Source organism: Ruminococcus sporogenes (assembly GCF_054655175.1).
In genome coordinates this window covers 55,485-74,902 of sequence record NZ_BAAHOA010000004.1, presented here as the reverse complement: position 1 = coordinate 74,902, position 19,418 = coordinate 55,485, and the positions used below count along the sequence as shown (strand labels likewise).

The following is a 19,418-nucleotide window of genomic DNA, read 5'->3' as shown; positions in this document are numbered from 1 at the left end:
TCAAGAATCTCCATTCTGCCGTTTGAATACGGCGTTAAATTGCTTTTTCACCTTTTACCACCCGGATAACGCCGGAGAGGTCTTTGATAAATAATATATTTGTAAATCCATTTTTTTTCATTATATCTGATACATCGTTTTCCTGGCCCATTCCAATCTCATAGGCAAGGATCCCGCCGTCATTTAAGAAATTTCGCCACAGCTCTGTTATTTTCCTGTAAAAATCCAGACCGTCAAGACCTCCGAACAAGGCCTCGGCAGGCTCATATGTCACTTCTTTCTGAAGGAAATTCATATCGTTCGCGGTAAGATAGGGGGGATTGCATGCTATTATATCGAAATTCCCGTATACGAGAGCGGCTTCGGGCTTTAAAACGTCTGCTTGAATTACTGTAATTTTCGATTTATTTAATTCTATATTTTTGTTAAGATAACCGATAGCGCGCTCTGATTTTTCAAGGGCGTATACCTCGGCGTTCTTTACATAAGCGGAAACCGAGCACGCAATACATCCGCTTCCGCTGCAAAGGTCTATTATCTTCGGCTTGATGAAATTCCGTGAGGATTCTATGACTGTCTCAACCAGCGTTTCGGTATCCTGTCTTGGAATAAGAACTCCGCGGCCGACATAAAAAGGCAGACCGAAAAACTCCCATTCCCCCAGAAGATACTGTAGCGGCTCGCCACTGATCCTTCTGTAAGCGATATTATCCGCAAATTTAATTTGCTCTTCGGCGGCAAAAGGCTTTTCAAGCAGAAGAGTGCCAAGCTTTTTTCTGAATATATGCTCGACGACGCACATGGCTTCAAACTGCGGGTTTTCTATACGGTTATTTTCAAAAATATTCTTTATGTGAAAATAGAGCTGGGGAGCCGTTACCATCTGTCCTCCTCAGGGTTTTCCGGTATACAGGGCTTTATCGCCTTTATTGCGACTTCTATCTGCTTTTCGTCTGGCTCCTTTGTTGTCAGTCTCTGTATATAAAGACCGGGAGCGGAAATAATTCTTGTTAATATGTTGTCGTAACGCCCTGCGATTCTTATAAGCTCATAGGATATTCCAACCATAACGGGAATAAGAATAATACTTGCAATTACTCTCTGCCAGACTATTGTGAAAGGAACAAGACACATAACAAGTATACTGATTATAAGAGTGATAAAAAGAAAGCTTGTACCGCACCGCGGATGAAAGCGTCTCTGCTTTTTTACGTTGTCAACCGTCAGCTCAAGACCAGCCTCAAGGCAGGCTATTGTTTTGTGTTCTGCGCCGTGATATTCGTATGTACGTCTTAAATCCTTCATAAGCGCTGTGCAGCCCAGATATGCTATAAATATGACTATTTTGATTATACCCTCCGATAATGAGCGGAGATAACGGTTTTCCGTAAGCGTATCAGAAAAGTTTACCAGCCATTTCGGCAAAAAAACAAACAGACCGACTGCGAGAACAATTCCAAGAATCATTGCGACCGTCATAATAATATTCATTGCTTTATCGCTTAACTTTTCATCCTCCGGAGTTTCCTCGTCGTCCATCTGCTTTTCAGCAGATTTCATAAGACAGCGATAGCCCTCCTTCATTGATATGACAAAATTGAAGATACCTCTAATAAGTGGAGTTTTTCTGTACCATGCCGTAACAGGCTTTTTATCCCAAACCTCAAGATCTATCGTTCCGTTGGGGAGACGGCACGCCATCGCGCCCTTATGGACGCCGTTCATCATAACGCCCTCAATAAGCGCCTGTCCGCCGATTTTTGATTTATACGACGTTTTCTGTTCGCTCATACTGCAAAATACCTTTCCGTCCCGTTCGGGACTGTTTTATACTCCGTTTTTCTGCGTTGGAATAGTTATAGTTACCTTGGTTCCTTTTCCTTCCTCACTGTCAACGGTCAGAGTTCCGCCGTGCATGGTTATTATCTCATCGGCGACCGCAAGACCGATACCCGAGCCCTTTTTCGTATGGTTAGCTTTATAGAATTTGGTTTTGATTTTGGGAAGATCGGTTTTTTTTATGCCGCAGCCGTTATCCTCCACTATAACGCATATATCTCCGTTTTCCGTTTCTGAGGCGAATATTCTAACAACACCGCCTATATTGGAATATTTTATGGCATTGTCTATAATATTGATAAACACCTGCCTTATCCTGTTCTTATCCCCGTTGACAAAAGGAAGCATCTCTGGTTCTTCGTAAATTATCGTCACGTTCTCGCTTCTTGCCTTTTCGGCGTATATCAGCACGGCGTCGCCAAGCTCGGCAAGTATATCCATAGTGTCCTGCTGCAATGTGAAATGACCGCTTTGCATTCTTGAAAAATCGAGAAGCTCCTCTACCATTCTTGAAAGCCTTTCAGTTTCGTTAGTTATAACTCTTATACCTTTTCCGGTAATTACAGGATCTCTTTCATTATTTATGGTTTCTGCCCAGCCCTTAATAGCTGTAAGGGGAGTTCTGAGTTCGTGAGAAACCGACGATATAAACTCGTTTTTCATAGTATCCGCGCTTGAAAGCTCGTCTGCCATATGATTTATGGCAGTGCATAGATCTCCGATTTCGTCGCCGCTGTCATTTTTTATCCGGAGGGAAAAATCTCCCTTGGCGAATTTGGCGGCCGTTGCGCTTATCTGCTGAACAGGCTTGACTATGGAATTTATAAAATAAAATCCGGTTAAGGCCATCAGCAGCAGTATTGCTATGCAGACGGCCGTCATAACTATAATAAAGCCTGTAATTGCATTGTCTATTTCTGAAAGCGATATAACGACTCTTACGGCGCTGTATTCAGTGTTCATAGAAGCAATAGAATAAGCGGCAGCCATTATTTTTTCATCGCCGTCCTGCTTTCCTATATAATAGCCGTAATTATTATCGCTTTTAATTGCGTCTTCATAATCGTTCATTACCGTATCGGAATCCGGAGAAAAGCCGGATGATGTAAGAGCAATGTGTCCCTTAGAGTTTATAGCCATAAGCTCCATTTTATCCTTTTCGGAGAAATTTTCGAGCATATTCCTGACCTCTGAGGAAAAATTAACGCTGGTATCGTCGGCGTAAAGCGAAAGTATGCTTGTAACTGCGTTTAGCTTTGATACAAGATACTGCTTAGCGGAGCTGTAATAATAATTCTGGACTACATAAATAAAAACCATTTCTATGATAAGAAGTATCATAAGCACAACGCCCAGATTGTTTATAAGCCAGCGTTTTGTTATGCTTTTTTTTGCCACTTAAAACTCCGTTTCGTTACTTCTCGTTCCATTTATAGCCGTAACCCCATATAGTCATGATATATTGGGGATTAGAAGGCTCGTCCTCTATTTTAAGGCGTATTCTTCTTATGTTTACATCGACGATTTTATCGTCGCCGTAATAGCTTTCGCCCCATATGTGATTTAGTATGCTTGAACGGTCAAGAGCGGTATTTTTATTATTCATGAAATATTCCAGAATCTGATATTCTACCTGGGTAAGATCTATAGAAACGCCGTTTTTTGTGACCGTTCTGCTGTTTATATCCAAAACAAAAGGACCGGATTCAAGCCGCATGGATTTATCGTCCTTTATAAAGCTCATGCACACCCTACGGTAAATTGCGTCTACCCTTGCGGTAAGCTCTGAAGGGGAAAACGGCTTTGTAATATAATCGTCCGCGCCTATCATCAGTCCGTTTACCTTGTCCATTTCCTGAGCCTTTGCAGTCAGCATGATTATTCCGGGAGTGGAGCTTTTTTCACGGAGCTTTTTGCAGACTGTAAAGCCGTCGATTCCCGGCATCATTATATCGAGGAGAACAATGTCAAAGTTTCCGTTTTCTTCATCGAAAACTCTTAAAGCCTCCTCTCCGCAGTTTACATCGTAAACGTCATATCCTGCACGTTTAAGGTTAATTACAACAAAATCACGGATTGCGTCCTCGTCCTCGCATACCAATATACGTTTCATGGTCTTTTTTCTCCATCCTTTGTTTCAAAGCCGCGAAGAGTTTAAACGGCGGCTTTGATATTATTGCCTTAGTCCTTGAAATTGAATCGGAACATAAGCTCCGCAGAAGGCTGCGTCAGCTCGTCGTCCTCATTTATATCTATCAAAAACAGTTTATCGCCTCTGGAATGAAGCAGCTCGTAGCCTTGATTCAGAAGCCTGTTGATTTTTTCAGAATCATTATTGGAAATTGTTTGCAGACTGAAAAGGCGTTTTTCATCTTCGTGCGCTTTTCCTGTAAATCTGGTGAAAACGATACGGCTCATTGAAGAATCGGCGTAAGCGGTCACATTTCCCAGCCAGCCGTCCGGAAATATAAATGAATAGCCGTTTGTTATGCTTTGGTAGCCGCACATTTTTACCGAAAGCTTTTTATCTTTTAGCTCATACCATTTAGTTAAGCTAAGCGGAATACTGTCGTTTTCGCTGTAGCCGGGAAAAAGCTGCGGAACGGGTATTTCAACGCGTCCGTCGCCGTCTATATCCGTGCAGATATAGGCGGATGGTCTTGCAGTTTCTTCTGTTTGGCTGTCAGGAGTAAAAATTCTGTTTAAAACATTATTTTCATCAACGGAAAAAACCGTTGTAACGATTTTTCCGTTTCCCGCAACTGCGTCAAGATATATTCCGGTGGAGCCGTCCTCTAAAATACCGTACGTCGCTTGCTGATAATCTGTATATCCTTCCTCAAGGCCTACTGAGGAACGGGAGTATTCGCCGTTTTCATTCAGATGATATATTTCAGCGGAAGCGTCTCTTGAGGTGCTTTGGTTAAGGGCGATAAAAAGCTCTTTTGTATCGTCGCCGTTTAAGTCTGCGGCGTCAAACAAGGAATAGTAATTATTTTCAAATGTTGTATTGAGAGCGCCGTTTTCATAATGGTATATGCTTACTACCTTTTCGCTTTGATTTATGAGACTGTAGCCTACTATTATATTGATTCTTTTATTGTCCCCTAAGGGCGTGATAACGACCTTTTCTACCTCGTTGCCGTCCGCCGCGTGATCGTAAACGGACTGCCACTGTGTTCCGACGCAGTCGAGTATATTCATTCGGAGCGAATTATCCTCTGTGGAAACTGTGTTTTTTTCATAAAAAACAATGGCCTCCTCGTCATCGTCTCCGTCAATATCGGCGATGATGAATGCTGAAAGATAATCGCCTGATTTCGGGTATTTAAGGCTTATGTTGGCTCCTGTATAATTTTTAAGCGCGTTATAAATATATTCCTGTTCGCGGCTCAGCTTAGGAGGAGCGATAAGCGTATCTATGCCTGTTGAAAAACTGCAGCCGGTAAGCAGGAGAAAAAAAAGCGTAAAAATACCCAGATATTTTTTCATTGCCGTTTTTTCCTCCGTTGACTGATTATTTAATCTCTTTCGCTGAGCGGGATATATTTTCTCGGTTTTGCAATAGCCTTGTATGCCGGACGGATTATTCTCGAGCCGGTAAGTATTTCTTCCATTCTGTGAGCCGCCCAGCCGACAATTCTTGACACGGCGAAAAGCGGCGTATAGAGATCCGAAGGAATACCGAGCATTTTGTAAACGAGCCCCGAATACATATCAACGTTTGCGCACACTACCTTATCGCTTCCCTTGACTTCTTTGAATATTTCCGGAGTAAGTCTTTCGATTGTATTAAGCAGCCTGAAATCCGCTTCTATTTCTTTTCCCTCGGCAAGCTCGAAGGCTTTCTTTTTCAGTATTACAGCTCTTGGATCCGACAGGGTATAGACGGCGTGACCCATGCCGTAAATAAGTCCGGACCTGTCGTTGGCTTCCTTGTTGAGGATCTTTATCATATGATCCGCAACCTCTCCCTCGTCTTCCCAGTTTCTGACGTTTTCTTTGAAATCGTCAAGCATCTGCATAACCTTTATGTTAGCTCCGCCGTGACGGTGTCCCTTTAGAGAGCCTATTGCGGCTGAATACGCCGAGTATGCGTCTGTTCCGGATGATGTCAGAACTCGGCAGGTAAACGTAGAGTTATTTCCGCCGCCGTGTTCAGCATGGAGCATGAGCATTGTGTCTAAAAGCTGAGCCTCTTCTTTGGTATATTTTCTGTCAAATCTCATAAGAGAAAGAATAGTTTCCGCCATTCTTTCATCTTTTCTTATCGGATGCATTATCATACTTTTATGCTCATAATAGCTTTTTTTAGTCTGATATGCGTTTGTCATAATAACCGGAAGCTTAGCGACAAGCTCTAAGGCTATTCTCATTTCATTTTCAATGGAATGATTTTCACACTCTTCGTCATATGAATATAATGCAAGGACGCTTCTGCCCAGCTTATTCATTATATTCTTTGAAGGCGCCTTTAAAATCATGTCGACAACGAATCCTGATGGGAGTTCTCTTCTTTCAGCAAGGTAATCTGAAAAGGCGGCAAGAGATTTTTTGTTAGGCAGCTTTCCGGTCAGAAGGAGATATGTAATTTCTTCAAAGCCGAATCTGTCGTCGTTTGTAACGTTTTCCACAAGCTCCTTTATACTGTAGCCGCGGTAAATAAGCTCACCGTCGATCGGTTCGCGGTCTCCCTCGTTCACCACATATCCGTGTACGTTGCAGATATTTGTTATTCCCGCAACTACCCCGGTGCCGTCTGAATTTCTCAGCCCTCTTTTTACGAAAAATTTGTCGTAAAGTTTAGGGTTAATGCTGGAATGTTCGGACAAGTCGCTGCATAATTTTTTAATACTTGAATTTTCATTGAAACTATTCACATGTATCACTCCCATTCTGTTATACTTAAAATTTATTATACTATATTTGAGGCGGATTGTCAACTTTATGAATCAAAAGTAAAAAATCAGAAAGAGTAAAGAAAAGGAGGATTTTATGAAATCTTATATCTCTGCGGCTCTTATTTTTGCCGCATTGCTCGTTACGGTGCCTGCCGCTCCGTTATTTGCTTCTGAAATAAGCTCCAGACATCGTCAGCCTGACGAAAAGCAGGTAAACGCTTCCGTCGTATCAGAAAAGAGTACGGAGCCGGAAAGCGCGAAAACTAAAAAAGAATCATCAGAAAGCTATAAGGTGCTTGATATTACCACAGGAAAGATCGAGGATATATCCGCTTTTGATTATATTGTAGGCGCAGTTTGTGCCGAGATGCCCGCAACCTTTGAAAAGGAAGCGCTGAAGGCTCAGGCGGTAGCCGCTCATACATATGCTGAACGTCAGAAGGAAAAAGCTGAAACGTCGCCGGATCCGGAGCTTGGAGGAGCCTATTTTTCCAACGACAGCGCTAAATATCAGGCATATTTTACAGAAAATCAAGTAAAGCAGTATTACGGCGATAATTACGAGCAGTATATAAAAAAGGTACGCGAAGCAGTAAGCGAGGTTGAAAACGAGATTATAGTATATAAGGACGAGCCGATAATCGCCGCTTTTCATTCCATGTCGGCGGGAAAAACAGAAAGCGCTGAGAACGTCTGGGGCAGCGGAGTGGATTATCTTGTTCCTGTAGACAGCGAGGACGATGTTTCCGCTCCTAAGTATCTTGAAGAATATGAGTTTACCGAGGACGAAATGCGCCGGCGGCTTGAAAACGCCTTTGAAGGAATAAAGCTTGGTGATGAGCCGGAGAAGTGGTTCTCCGAGGCTGAATTAAGCGATTCAAAGACCGTATTGAAAATAAAAGTCGGAGATAAAACCGTAACGGGGCAGGAAATTCGCGCGGCTCTTTCTCTGCGCTCCGCCGCCTTTGAGATAAGTTATGATAAAGAATTCAAGATAACAACCAAGGGTTATGGTCATGCGGTAGGAATGAGTCAGTACGGTGCGAATTCCATGGCGGAAAAGGGAAAGGATTATAAGGAAATTTTAGAGCACTATTATCCGGGCACCGATATACTGGAGCTTTCCTGAAACGAAAAAGACGCCTCGTATGAAGCGTCTTTTGTGGTTATATTAAATTTGTGCCGAATAGTTAGGAGCTTCCTTTGTGATATAAATATCATGAGGATGGCTTTCCTTTAAACCGGCTCCGGTAATTCTGACAAATTTGGAATGCTCGTGAAGCGTAGGGATATCCTTGCAGCCGCAGTAGCCCATACCGGATCTGATTCCGCCGACAAGCTGGAAAATAGTGTCGGCAACGGGGCCTTTGAAAGGAACTCTTCCCTCAACGCCCTCCGGAACTAATTTTTTAGCTCCCTCCTGGAAATATCTGTCCTTGGAGCCGCACGCCATTGCGCCCAGACTTCCCATACCTCTGTAAACCTTGAACGAACGTCCCTGGAAAATTTCAGTTTCTCCGGGGGCCTCTTCGCATCCGGCAAGAAGCGAGCCGAGCATTACCACGTTTGCGCCTGCCGCAAGAGCCTTGACGATGTCGCCGGAATATTTAATACCTCCGTCTGCGATAACGGGTACGTTATATTTCTGAGCTACTCTTGCAACGTCGTAAACTGCTGTGATCTGAGGAACGCCGATACCTGCGACAACGCGCGTCGTACAGATTGATCCCGGGCCTATTCCAACCTTGAGGCAGTCGGCTCCTGCCGCAATAAGATCCTCGGCAGCCTCTGCCGTCGCAATATTTCCGGCAATAACCGGAGTATCCGGATAAGCCTCCTTTATCATTTTAAGACATTTTAAAATGTTTTTGGAATGACCGTGCGCGGAATCAAGTACAAGTACGTCGGCTTGTGCGTCGATAAGAGCTCCAGCTCTTTCAAGCACGTCCGCCGTTACTCCGATAGCGGCGCCGCAGAGGAGCCTTCCGCTCTTATCCCTTGCAGAGTTAGGATACTGAATCGCTTTTTCTATATCCTTTATTGTAATAAGTCCTTTGAGATAGCCGTTTTCGTCAACCAAAGGCAGCTTTTCTATTTTATGTGTTCGGAGAATTTCCTGCGCCTGCTCAAGAGTGGTGCCTATCGGAGCCGTTATAAGGTTGTCCTTTGTCATAACGTCTCCGATTTTAGTATCATAATCGGAAATAAAGCGCATGTCTCGGTTTGTGATAATACCGACAAGCTTGCCTGTTGAATCAACGATAGGTACGCCTGAAATCTTATATTTGCCCATAAGCTCGTCGGCGTCGTATACATATCTGTCGGCAGTGAGAGAAAATGGATTGACAATTACGCCGTTTTCCGAACGCTTTACCTTATCGACTTCGTCCGCCTGCTTATCAATAGTCATGTTTTTATGTATTATTCCTATTCCGCCTTCTCTTGCGATCGCTATTGCCATTTTAGCTTCTGTTACGGTATCCATGGCTGCTGTCATGATAGGCGTTTTAAGCGTTATGCCGCCGGCAAGACGTGTTCCGAGGTTTATCATGTTCGGAGTTACGTCCGATTTGCCGGGGATAAGCAGGACGTCGTCAAACGTCAGCCCCTCTTTTTCAAATTTACTCTCACTAAGCATAAAATCCTCCTAAATATACGAAGAAAGCAGCCAAATTCACAGAGAACTAAAGCTGACTTTCAATGTTTAATATTTGCTTTTTTAATATGATACTATTTTTTTTTGCCTCTGTCAAGAGGTTTTTGCAGTCTTTCGAAAAAAAAGTCGATTTTGCGCATGGTTAAAAAATTAACGTTGGTATAGTATAAATATATTTCTGAATTTAATGAAAAATGGATTCAATAAAAAAGTATAGAATAGCCGCGGCTTTCAGTAGTGTTGAGATAAAGAAGTATTATAAAGGTACTCTGAAAACAAACATAACCGGCATCCTACAGGCGAAGATTTTTCTGCGACATAAGCTTGTATGCAACGATTGATAAATGGAAATTTATTAGGCTGTTTAATACGAAAAAAGTCCACAGAGATTGTTATTTCTCTGTGGATTTTAATCTTTATGGCTGCAAAATTTTAGAGTGCGGTCTTAAATTTATATATCAATCTTACCGATATGCCAGATGTTTTCGGCATAATCGCTGACAGTTCTGTCAGAACTGAATTTTCCCGCATTGCACATATTCAGCCACATTTTTTTGCCGATCAGCCGTTTATCCTCAAAATCTCCGATGCATTTAAGCTTTGTTTCAACATAGTCTTCCAAATCTCCGAGAAGATAGTAATTATCTGGAGTATGCCATGACGCGCCGTCTGTCAGCGAATAATAAAGCTCTCTGAACATTCCTGAGCCTCCGTCTGAAACGGTTCCGTCGATTAAAGTATTTATAATCCTTCTGATTTTTTCATTTTCTGACAAAAGCTTCCTGCTGTTATATCCGGGTATAATTTCTTTAAGCTCTTCTACTCTTGCGCCGAAAATATAATTGTTTTCTTCTCCGGCCTCTTTTACTATTTCAATATTGGCGCCGTCGTAGGTTCCGAGCGTAACTGCTCCGTTAAGCATAAGCTTCATATTTCCCGTTCCGGACGCTTCTGTTCCGGCAGTGGATATCTGCTCGGAAATATCTGCGGCCGGTATAAGCTTTTCCGCATAGGAAACGTTATAATTCGATACGAACACAACCTTTATATATCTGTTGACCTCGTCGTCGTTTTCGATAAGTCTTGCAATTTCGTTGATATATTTTATAATGCCCTTTGCTCTCCGGTATCCGGGAGCTGATTTCGCTCCGAAAATAAACGTAACCGGATTCATGTTTATTATTTCTCCGGATTTAATGCCGAAATAGATATAAAGTATTGAAAATGCGTTCAGAAGCTGACGCTTATACTCATGCAGTCTTTTTATCTGAATATCAAAAACTGAATCAGGATTAATCTCAATCCCTTCCTTGTTTTTAATATATTCAGCCAAAGCTCTTTTGTTATTCTTTTTTATATTAAGAAATCTTTCGATTATTCCGTCGTCATCAGCGTATTGTTCAAGAGATTTCAGTTTGTCGAGATTCGTCAGCCATTCCTTTCCGCCGGTTAAATCCGTCGCCATATCCGCCAGCTCTCTGTTACAGAGAGCCAGCCAGCGTCTCTGGGTTATACCGTTAGTTTTATTCTGAAATCGTTCGGGGTAAAGCTTATACCAGTCCGCAAGGACGGAATCCTTCAGAATTTCCGTGTGGATTTCGGCTACGCCGTTGATATAAGACGAGCAGTAAACCGCCATATCGGCCATGTTTACCTGTCCGTTTCTGATAATTTTTATTTTTTCAATATTTTCCGGAGTCATTTTCTTGGAATACATTTCAGAGATAAGACGCTCGTGGATCTGAAGTATTATCGAATAGATTTCAGGGAGCAGCTCTTCTACCAGCGAGCAGTCCCATTTTTCAAGAGCCTCCGGCATAACGGTGTGGTTTGTGTAATTAAAGACCTTGCGCGTTACCGCGAATGCTTTTTCGAAGGACATTCCTTCGGCGGTCAGTATTCTGATAAGCTCCGGTATGGATATAACAGGATGAGTATCGTTTAGCTGAACGGTTATGCTGTCGGCTATATTTTCCAGCGTTCCGAAACGTTCGCAGTGTTTTTTCGCTATGTCCTGGAGCGAGGCGCTGCAAAAGAAATACTGCTGTTTAAGTCTAAGCAGCTTGCCCTCTCTTGTATCGTCGTTAGGATAAAGGCATTTAGAGATATTTTCCGCAGATATTTTGTCAGCGCTTGCCTCCATATATTTCTGCTGATTAAAAAGTGCGAAATCAAATTCGTTTAAAGCTTCAGACTGCCAAAGACGGAGGGAGCTGATATGCTCTGTATCGTATCCTATTATAGGCATGTCGTAGGGTACGGCTTTAACGGTTTGATCCTTATATTTTACCTCGACGGCTTCATCTTCCCGCCTTACAGACCATGGATCGCCGTATCTTGTCCAATCGTCGGCTTTTTCAGTCTGAAAACCGTTTTCGATTCCCTGTTTAAACAGACCGTATTTATATCTGATTCCGTAGCCGTCAAGGGGAAGATTCATTGAAGCGGCGCTGTCAAGAAAGCATGCGGCAAGTCTTCCCAGACCGCCGTTTCCAAGAGCCGCGTCCTCGATTTCTTCAAGCTCGGACAAACTCCGGCCCATTTCGTTCAGAACGGCTTCGGTATCCTCGTAAAGTCCGAGACAGAGCAGGTTATTAAAAATTGCGCGTCCAACAAGAAATTCCATAGAAAAATAACATGCGCGTCGGCTGTGATAGTGGGAATACTTTGATTTTTCCCAGTTTTCCGAAATAAAGCTCATGATCGTATTTCCTATTGCGTTATGAATTTCCTGAGGATTACTGCAATTTTTTAAAGCAATTTTTAGTGTTTCTCTGAATTGTTCCATAAATTCTCTCCTGATATAAAATTTTGGCTGACGCTGAATATACGGAATTACTATGCCGCTTTTTATAGGTGAAAAGCAATATAGAATTTTATTATCTGTTATATATTTTATTCAGCTTAAGTATTTTTTTGGAAAGCTTTTCGCTGAAATCCTCTTCCTTGGTGCGGAACTGCCAGTTTCCTCCGAGAGTAGAGGGCGTATTCATTCTTGACGTCGGATCGCTTTCAAGGAAATCCTGTATCTGAGCCACGGCAATCCGCGCGACGCTTGACCATGCGGCTTTTATCATTCCCTTTGGAATATCCTTTTTCTTTTTTATATTGAAATAAGTCATCGCGTATTTCAGAGCGCCGGAGGCCGACGAACCTACCCATCCCTTAAGAGTTTCGTTGTCGTGCGTACCGGTATACGCTATGCAGTTAGAGGTTTCAAAATTATGGGGAAGGTGTTCGTTTTTGCTGTCTTCTCCGAATGCAAACTGCATTACCTTCATACCCGGATAACCCAATTCGTTTAGCATCCGACGGACATCGTCGGTAATAAAGCCGAGATCCTCTGCTATAATGCTTAGATTTCCGAGCTTTTCCTGAACAGTTTTGAAAAGCTCAACGCCCGGTCCCATGCGCCATTCGCCTTTTTCGGCGGTTTCATTGCCGTATGGGATAGCATAATAGCTTTCAAAGCCTCTGAAATGGTCTATTCTTACTATATCATATATTTCTGAGGAAAATTTCAGACGTTTTGTCCACCATTCATATTCTGTTTTCCTGTGATATTCCCAGTCATAAAGAGGATTTCCCCAAAGCTGACCGGTTAAGGCGTATTCGTCGGGAGGACATCCGGCGACGTCGACAGGTCTTTTCTTGCTGTCGAAAAGGAAAAGCTCAGGATAAGTCCATGCCTCGACGCTGTCGTAGGAAACATAAATAGGCATATCTCCGATTATTTCTACACCCTTATCGTTAGCGTATTTTTTCAGATTACTCCATTGTCTATAAAATTTATACTGTATGAACTTGAAAAATTCTATATCCTTTTTTAGTTCCTGCTTTGCCTTTTCTATTGCGGCAGGTTCGCGGAATGCGAGCTTTTCGTCCCATTCATACCAAGGCTTTCCGTCGTTTTTGAATTTAAGAGCCATAAACAGCGCATAATCCTCAAGCCAGTCTTTGTTTTTTTCAACAAAGCTTCCGTATTTCTTCGATATGTCTCTGCGGTATGTTTTATATGCGATTTTAAGTACTTTATAGCAATTTTCGTAAATCCGGCTGTAATTGACCTGATTAGGGTTATCCTGCCATTTTATATTTTGATAATCCGATTTTTTCAGAAGTCCTTCCTGTTTTAAGGCGTCAAAGTCGATAAAATAGGGATTTCCGGCGTATACGGAAAAGGATTGATAAGGAGAATCTCCGTAACTTGTAGGCGAAAGCGGCAGTATCTGCCAGCATTTTACTCCTGACTGAACAAGAAAATCAACAAAATCATAAGCCGAACTTCCCATTTTTCCAATACCGTATTCTGAGGGAAGGCTTGAAATGTGCATAAGAATTCCGCTTTTTCTCATAATAATCTCCATTCTGCCGCGAAAAATTCAGCGGCGTTTTCTTGGGACCGTTATTTAGTTATATAACGGTAAAATATTTTGAAGCTGCGCCGTCCTTTAAAGCGTATAATTTTCTGCGGAAAAATCATAATAAATCTGTAAATAATATAAAGGAGGCGGGATTTTGAAAACAATCGGAACAAGAGCTTTTGTATTTTTAACAGGATGTTTTATATACAGCCTTATGGAAATATCTGCCAGAGGATTTACTCACTGGACAATGACGCTTACAGGCGGAATTATCCTGACGATCCTTTATGAGATGTTTACCGGTCTCAGAAGCGTTCCCTTTTGGCAGAAGTGCATACTTGGTTCTCTTATAATAACTTCTGTGGAATTTACGGTCGGGGTGATAGTCAATATAATTCTTGGCTGGAATGTCTGGAACTATTCCGATATGCCTTTTAATATACTCGGGCAGATTTGTCTGCCCTTTACTGTTTTATGGTTCTTTCTTTGCATACCGGCAGGATTTGTCTGCGGTATAATAAGAAAAAAGCTTGAATAAAACCGATTGCTAATATTATAACATCAAACCGCATGATTTATCAAGAGTATTTGCAAATTAAGATGAAATGAATTATAGGAACCTGTCTTTTAAGACGGGTTCTTTTTGAATTCAATTCAGTAAGGCGTTAAAACGTTTGGTGCATTTATTAATCTATTGACAATATTATCTTTTAGTGGTAAACTATATTTTATCTGGAAGGGAGTTTATTCTATGAAAATAAGACATAAAATAATAAGTAGGATTACGGCAATAATATTTTTAGCAGGTATGTTTTCAGTTATTCCTTTGACTGCCGTAGCTTACGGTACATATGGAAGTCTGACTTATAATACTTATGATTCTGACGGAGACGGCGTTTACGACTATCTGACAATAGCAAATTGCGATGAGTCTGTGACAGAAGTTGAGATTCCCGCGGAAATCGACGGCGTTCCCGTTACGGAAATTCAGCAATACGCATTCGGCGGCTGTAATAATTTGAAAAACGTGATAATTCCCGACAGCGTTGTTAAGATCGATAAATATGCATTTTATGGCTGTAGAAGTTTGAAGGAAATAACAATTCCCGAAAGCGTCGCGTCAATCGGAGAAGGAGCGTTTTGTCTTTGTACGCTTCTTGAAAAAATAAAAATCAAAAATCCGGAATGTGAGATATTTGATAATGAAATCACAATAACCCATAATAATAAATCGGAAAGTTATTTTTCTTTTAATGGCACAATATATGGAATTCAAAATTCAACCGCGCAGGCTTATGCGGAAAAATATGAAAGAAAGTTTGCTTTGCTCGGTTCTGATCAAACCGATACCTTTGAAAATTTTACTTATATAATTCTGGACTCCGATTATGACGGCGTCAATGATTGTATAGAAATAACTGATTGCGATCACTCTGCGACTGTAATCAATGTTCCTGCGGAAATTAACGGCGTTCCCGTTAAATCAATCGGAAATAATGCGTTTTATAAATATACTGAATTGACCGATATAACATTGCCGGCCGGCATAACAAGTATTGGAAATTATGCATTCTGGTTTTGTACGAATCTTGAAAATATAAATATACCTTCTAACGTTAAAAAAATCGGAGAAGAAGCGTTTTATAAATGCTATAAATTGACTGAAATAGAAATACCCAATAGTGTGACGGAAATTTGCGACGGAGCTTTTTTAAGCTGTGAAGGTCTTACTGAAATAGAAATTCCGGATAGTGTTAAGTATATTGGAGACAGTTCGTTCCATACATGCGATAATTTGGCGGAAATAACGCTTTCCGACGGTATAACATCAATAGGACATTATACATTTCATCAATGTGAAAGACTGATGGATATAAAAATTCCTGAAACGGTTGTTTCAATCGGCAACGGCGCATTCTGGAACTGCTTCGGTCTTACCAATATAACTATTCCAAGCAGTGTTGCGTCAATTGATAATTGTGCGTTTAAGAATTGCAGTGTTCTGGAAACAGTTTTAATCAAAAATCCGGAATGTGAAATATATGATTCAGCGGATACGATTTTCAATAATTTGATATTTGACGAAGAAACCGGAGAAGTTTTTAATTGTTTCAACGGTACAATCTATGGTTATGAAAATTCAACCGCTCAGGCTTACGCGGAAAAATACGGGTATAATTTTAAACTGTTTGTTCAGGGGGATATTTCAAAAAACGATTTAATCGACCTCTATGACGCAATAGAAGTTGTCAAATATATCATGAAAATAAGAACTTTTACAGAAACTGATAAGCAATTCGCCGATTTTACAGGAAACGATGCTGTTGATTTGTATGATGCTATTGAAATTGCAAGAACGTTAATATGATATACTGATTTAGTCCGCAGTTTTTAATATCTGCGGATTTTTATATAATTCTTAAAAATAAGTCGTTTTCTCTTGAAAAAAAGCTTTTTTTCTGATATAATACATAATGTATGCTGTCGGGCATACCTAAACTTATTGAAAAGGGGAAAATCAATGCCTGCTAATATTGTTGTCGGAACTCAATGGGGCGACGAGGGAAAGGGTAAAATCATAGATATTCTTGCTTCTCGCGCCGATGTCGTAGTTCGTTCACAGGGCGGTAACAACGCCGGACATACCGTCGTAAACAACGGTGAAACTTATAAGCTTCATCTGATTCCGTCCGGTATTCTCTACCCGGACAAGCTTTGTCTTATAGGCGCCGGAGTAGTCATGGATCCTAAGGATTTTACCGGAGAGCTTAATTCTCTTCATGAGAGGGGAATTTCTACAGGCAACCTTAAAATAGATCCGAGAGCTCATGTCGTAATGCCGTGGCATATTGTTCTCGACGGTCTTTCAGAGGATTTCAGAGGAAATTCCGATATAGGCACTACAAAGCGCGGCATAGGTCCGGCGTATATGGATAAATATGAACGCTGCGGCATAAGGGTATACGATTTGGTTCACCCCGAGGTGTTTGCTGAAAAGGCAAGAGCGACGGGCAGGCTTAAAAATAAGATTATAACAGATGTTTACGGCGGAGAAGCGCTGGATATCGAAGCTGTAATAAAAGAATATAATGAATACGGCAGAATGCTTGCCTCGTATGTCGGCGACGTATCTGTTTTAACCTATGAAGCCGATAAGGCCGGTAAAACTATAATGTTTGAAGGAGCGCAGGCGACTCTGCTGGATATAGATTTCGGAACATATCCTTACGTAACGTCCTCCCACCCTCTATCGGCCGGAGTATGCGTGGGCACAGGAGTGGGACCGAGAATGATTTCAAATATCATCGGCGTTGCTAAGGCGTATACAACAAGAGTCGGAAAAGGACCGTTCCCTACGGAGCTTGACGATGAAACCGGAGATAAAATCAGAAATGTCGGAGGAGAGTTCGGCACAACTACGGGACGTCCCAGAAGAACAGGCTGGTTTGACGCTGTTATAGTAAAGCATTCGGTTAGAGTAAACGGTCTTGACGGTCTCGCTATAAATAAGCTCGACACTCTCTGCGGTTTGGGGACTCTTAAAATCTGCGTGGGCTACAAAAAGCCGGACGGAAACGTTATAAGCGATTTTCCGCCGACTCTTGAAGAATTAAGCGGATGTGAACCGATCTATGAGGAAGCCGAGGGATTTGATGAGGATATCACCGGCTGCCGCAGCTTTGAAGAACTACCGGAAACCTGCCGCAGATATATTGAACGTCTGGAACGGCTTTGCGAGTGCAGGATCGCGATGATCGGCGTTGGTCCGGACAGAAGTCAGATAATCGAAAGATAATTTTATATTGATATGTCTGCGGCTTAAATGCCGCAGATTTTTTTGAAAATATTTTGTTATCATGAGCTAACAAATTTGCTAAAATGAAAAAAATGAGTTATAATAATATTCGTAAATTAAAATTCGGCAGGTGAACGACATAAAAAAGGTTGAGATTTTTACAGACGGGGCTTGCAGCGGAAATCCGGGACCAGGCGGATACGGCGTCGTTCTTCGCTGCGGAGAGCATATAAAGGAGCTTTCCGGCGGGGAACGGGAAACGACAAATAACCGAATGGAGCTTACCGGCGTTATACGCGGTTTGGAGGCTTTAAAATATCCGTGCGAGGTTACTCTTACAACCGACAGCAGATATGTTGTAGACAGCGTAACCAAAGGCTGGGTTTACGGCTGGAAAAAAAGGGGATGGATAAAATCTGATAAAAAGCCCGCGCTGAACGTCGACCTTTGGGAAAAGCTCTTGCCGCTGCTGGAAAAGCACAAGGTAGAATTTGTTTGGGTAAAGGGACATGCCGGACATCCCGAAAACGAGAGATGCGATCGTCTTGCTGTTGAACAGCGGGATATACATTCATAAATATATAAAGCAGGGGACTTGCATATGGAAAAAAGATTTATTTATGCGGATAACGCCGCTACGACAAAAGTATCCGAGCCTGTTCTTGAAGCTATGCTGCCGTACTTTACAGAGGAATACGGAAACGCTTCAAGCATATACGCTCTTGGCAGAAATGCAAAAAAGGCTCTTGAAACCGCAAGAGAATCAATTGCCGCTTCAATCGGAGCGCAGCCGTCGGAAATATATTTTACAAGCTGCGGTTCAGAATCTGATAACTGGGCGATAAGGTCTGTCTGCGAGAGACTTGCGGCAAAGGGTCAAAAACATATAGTAACTTCCGTTTTCGAGCACCATGCGGTACTTCATACCTGTCAGGCGCTTGAAAAGCTGGGGTTTGAGGTGACTTACTTACCGGTTTACGAAAACGGTATTGTTAAAACGGAGGACGTAAGAAACGCAATCCGCGAGGATACGGCGCTTGTGACTATTATGTACGCCAATAATGAGATAGGAACGATACAGCCTATTGAGGAGATCGCCGCAATCTGCCGTGAAAAGAACGTTATTTTCCATACTGACGCAGTTCAGGCTGTGGGACACGTTAAAATAGACGTTCATGCTCAGGGAATTGATATGCTCTCCATTTCCGGACATAAGATACATGCGCAGAAGGGAATAGGAGCGCTTTATGTAAGAAAGGGCATACCTATGACTAATCTTATATTCGGAGGCGCTCAGGAGAGAAACAGGCGCGCGGGAACGGAAAATATACCGGCAATAATGGGACTTGCAAAAGCAATGGAGCTTGCCAATACGGATATAGAGGAAAGAGCGGAAAAAACGTCAAGGCTGCGCGACAGACTGATTGACGGACTTTTAAAGCTTCCGAGGACTCGTCTTAACGGCGATCGTGTGAAAAGACTTCCCGGAACCGTCAACGTTTCAATAGAGGGAATAGAAGGCGAAAGCCTGCTGCTTATGCTGGATATGAACGGAATCTGCGCTTCTTCGGGATCGGCGTGTACCTCAGGTTCGCTGGATCCGTCCCATGTTCTGCTTTCACTGGGATTAAAGCACGAGGTGGCTCATGGATCTCTCAGGCTTTCTATTAATGAAGAAACTACGTACGAGGATGTTGACTATATTCTGGAGGTCGTTCCGAAGGTTGTAAAACGTCTTCGTGAAATGTCGCCGCTCTGGGAAAGAATATGCGGGGAAGAAACAGTTTAACGTTATATATTGTAATACGTATATATTCCGTATTTTCGAACGGAATATTACATTCGTCAGGTTTTGATTTTAA

15 protein-coding genes are annotated in these 19,418 nt (G+C 42.1%); 6 read left to right on the top strand and 9 right to left on the bottom strand.

Translation table 11 applies throughout. From position 1 onward, the window contains the following. Positions 1–34: 34 nt before the first annotated feature. The 6 genes from prmC to ACYQ0N_RS13275 form a co-directional block, all read right to left on the bottom strand. A complete protein-coding gene (prmC, locus tag ACYQ0N_RS13300; protein WP_177532015.1) occupies positions 35–883 on the bottom strand; it encodes a peptide chain release factor N(5)-glutamine methyltransferase in 849 nt (282 codons plus the stop codon). Continuing rightward, positions 877–1,791, bottom strand: a complete 915-nt coding sequence (locus ACYQ0N_RS13295; RefSeq protein WP_460162976.1) for a DUF1385 domain-containing protein — start codon at positions 1,789–1,791, stop codon at positions 877–879. Before ACYQ0N_RS13295 ends, prmC begins: the two co-directional genes overlap by 7 nt. Before the next feature lie 36 nt (positions 1,792–1,827). Further along, positions 1,828–3,237 (bottom strand): sensor histidine kinase, encoded by a 1,410-nt coding sequence (locus tag ACYQ0N_RS13290; protein ID WP_177532013.1) that lies wholly within the window; start codon positions 3,235–3,237, stop codon positions 1,828–1,830. Between the two features lie 16 nt (positions 3,238–3,253). After that, positions 3,254–3,952: a response regulator transcription factor gene (locus ACYQ0N_RS13285; RefSeq protein WP_177532012.1), complete on the bottom strand. Its 699-nt coding sequence runs from the start codon at positions 3,950–3,952 to the stop codon at positions 3,254–3,256. 68 nt (positions 3,953–4,020) lie between these two features. Further along, entirely contained in the window at positions 4,021–5,331 is a 1,311-nt protein-coding gene (locus tag ACYQ0N_RS13280) for a hypothetical protein (RefSeq protein ID WP_460162975.1), read from the bottom strand. A gap of 29 nt (positions 5,332–5,360) precedes the next feature. Continuing rightward, on the bottom strand, positions 5,361–6,734 hold the full coding sequence (locus ACYQ0N_RS13275) for a citrate synthase (RefSeq protein ID WP_177532010.1): 1,374 nt from the start codon (positions 6,732–6,734) through the stop codon (positions 5,361–5,363). 100 nt (positions 6,735–6,834) lie between these two features. Between ACYQ0N_RS13275 and spoIID the strand changes: the two genes are divergently transcribed. Then, the gene (spoIID, locus tag ACYQ0N_RS13270) at positions 6,835–7,869 is read left to right on the top strand and encodes a stage II sporulation protein D (protein WP_460162974.1); all 1,035 of its coding nucleotides are present in this window, start codon (positions 6,835–6,837) and stop codon (positions 7,867–7,869) included. A 42-nt stretch (positions 7,870–7,911) separates the two neighbouring features. On the opposite strand, the gene guaB is transcribed toward spoIID, so the two are convergent. From guaB to malQ, 3 genes are all read right to left on the bottom strand, one after another. Further along, positions 7,912–9,378, bottom strand: coding sequence for an IMP dehydrogenase (guaB, locus tag ACYQ0N_RS13265; RefSeq protein WP_177532008.1), 1,467 nt, complete (start codon positions 9,376–9,378; stop codon positions 7,912–7,914). 469 nt (positions 9,379–9,847) lie between these two features. Beyond that, positions 9,848–12,184, bottom strand: a complete 2,337-nt coding sequence (locus tag ACYQ0N_RS13260; RefSeq protein WP_460162973.1) for a glycogen/starch/alpha-glucan phosphorylase — start codon at positions 12,182–12,184, stop codon at positions 9,848–9,850. A gap of 91 nt (positions 12,185–12,275) precedes the next feature. Further along, positions 12,276–13,751: a 4-alpha-glucanotransferase gene (gene malQ / locus ACYQ0N_RS13255; RefSeq protein WP_460162972.1), complete on the bottom strand. Its 1,476-nt coding sequence runs from the start codon at positions 13,749–13,751 to the stop codon at positions 12,276–12,278. Between the two features lie 163 nt (positions 13,752–13,914). Between malQ and ACYQ0N_RS13250 the strand changes: the two genes are divergently transcribed. The 5 genes from ACYQ0N_RS13250 to nifS all read left to right on the top strand — a co-directional run bounded on the left by ACYQ0N_RS13250 (position 13,915) and on the right by nifS (position 19,345). Beyond that, positions 13,915–14,298 (top strand): putative ABC transporter permease, encoded by a 384-nt coding sequence (locus ACYQ0N_RS13250; RefSeq protein WP_177532005.1) that lies wholly within the window; start codon positions 13,915–13,917, stop codon positions 14,296–14,298. A gap of 213 nt (positions 14,299–14,511) precedes the next feature. Then, a complete protein-coding gene (locus tag ACYQ0N_RS13245) occupies positions 14,512–16,128 on the top strand; it encodes a leucine-rich repeat protein (RefSeq protein WP_460162971.1) in 1,617 nt (538 codons plus the stop codon). Positions 16,129–16,281: 153 nt separating this feature from the next. Continuing rightward, complete coding sequence (locus tag ACYQ0N_RS13240; protein WP_177532003.1) at positions 16,282–17,556, top strand: adenylosuccinate synthase; 1,275 nt, start codon at positions 16,282–16,284, stop codon at positions 17,554–17,556. A 139-nt stretch (positions 17,557–17,695) separates the two neighbouring features. Beyond that, entirely contained in the window at positions 17,696–18,133 is a 438-nt protein-coding gene (gene rnhA, locus ACYQ0N_RS13235; RefSeq protein WP_177532058.1) for a ribonuclease HI, read from the top strand. A 24-nt stretch (positions 18,134–18,157) separates the two neighbouring features. Further along, the gene (gene nifS, locus ACYQ0N_RS13230; protein ID WP_460162970.1) at positions 18,158–19,345 is read left to right on the top strand and encodes a cysteine desulfurase NifS; all 1,188 of its coding nucleotides are present in this window, start codon (positions 18,158–18,160) and stop codon (positions 19,343–19,345) included. Positions 19,346–19,418: the final 73 nt, after the last annotated feature.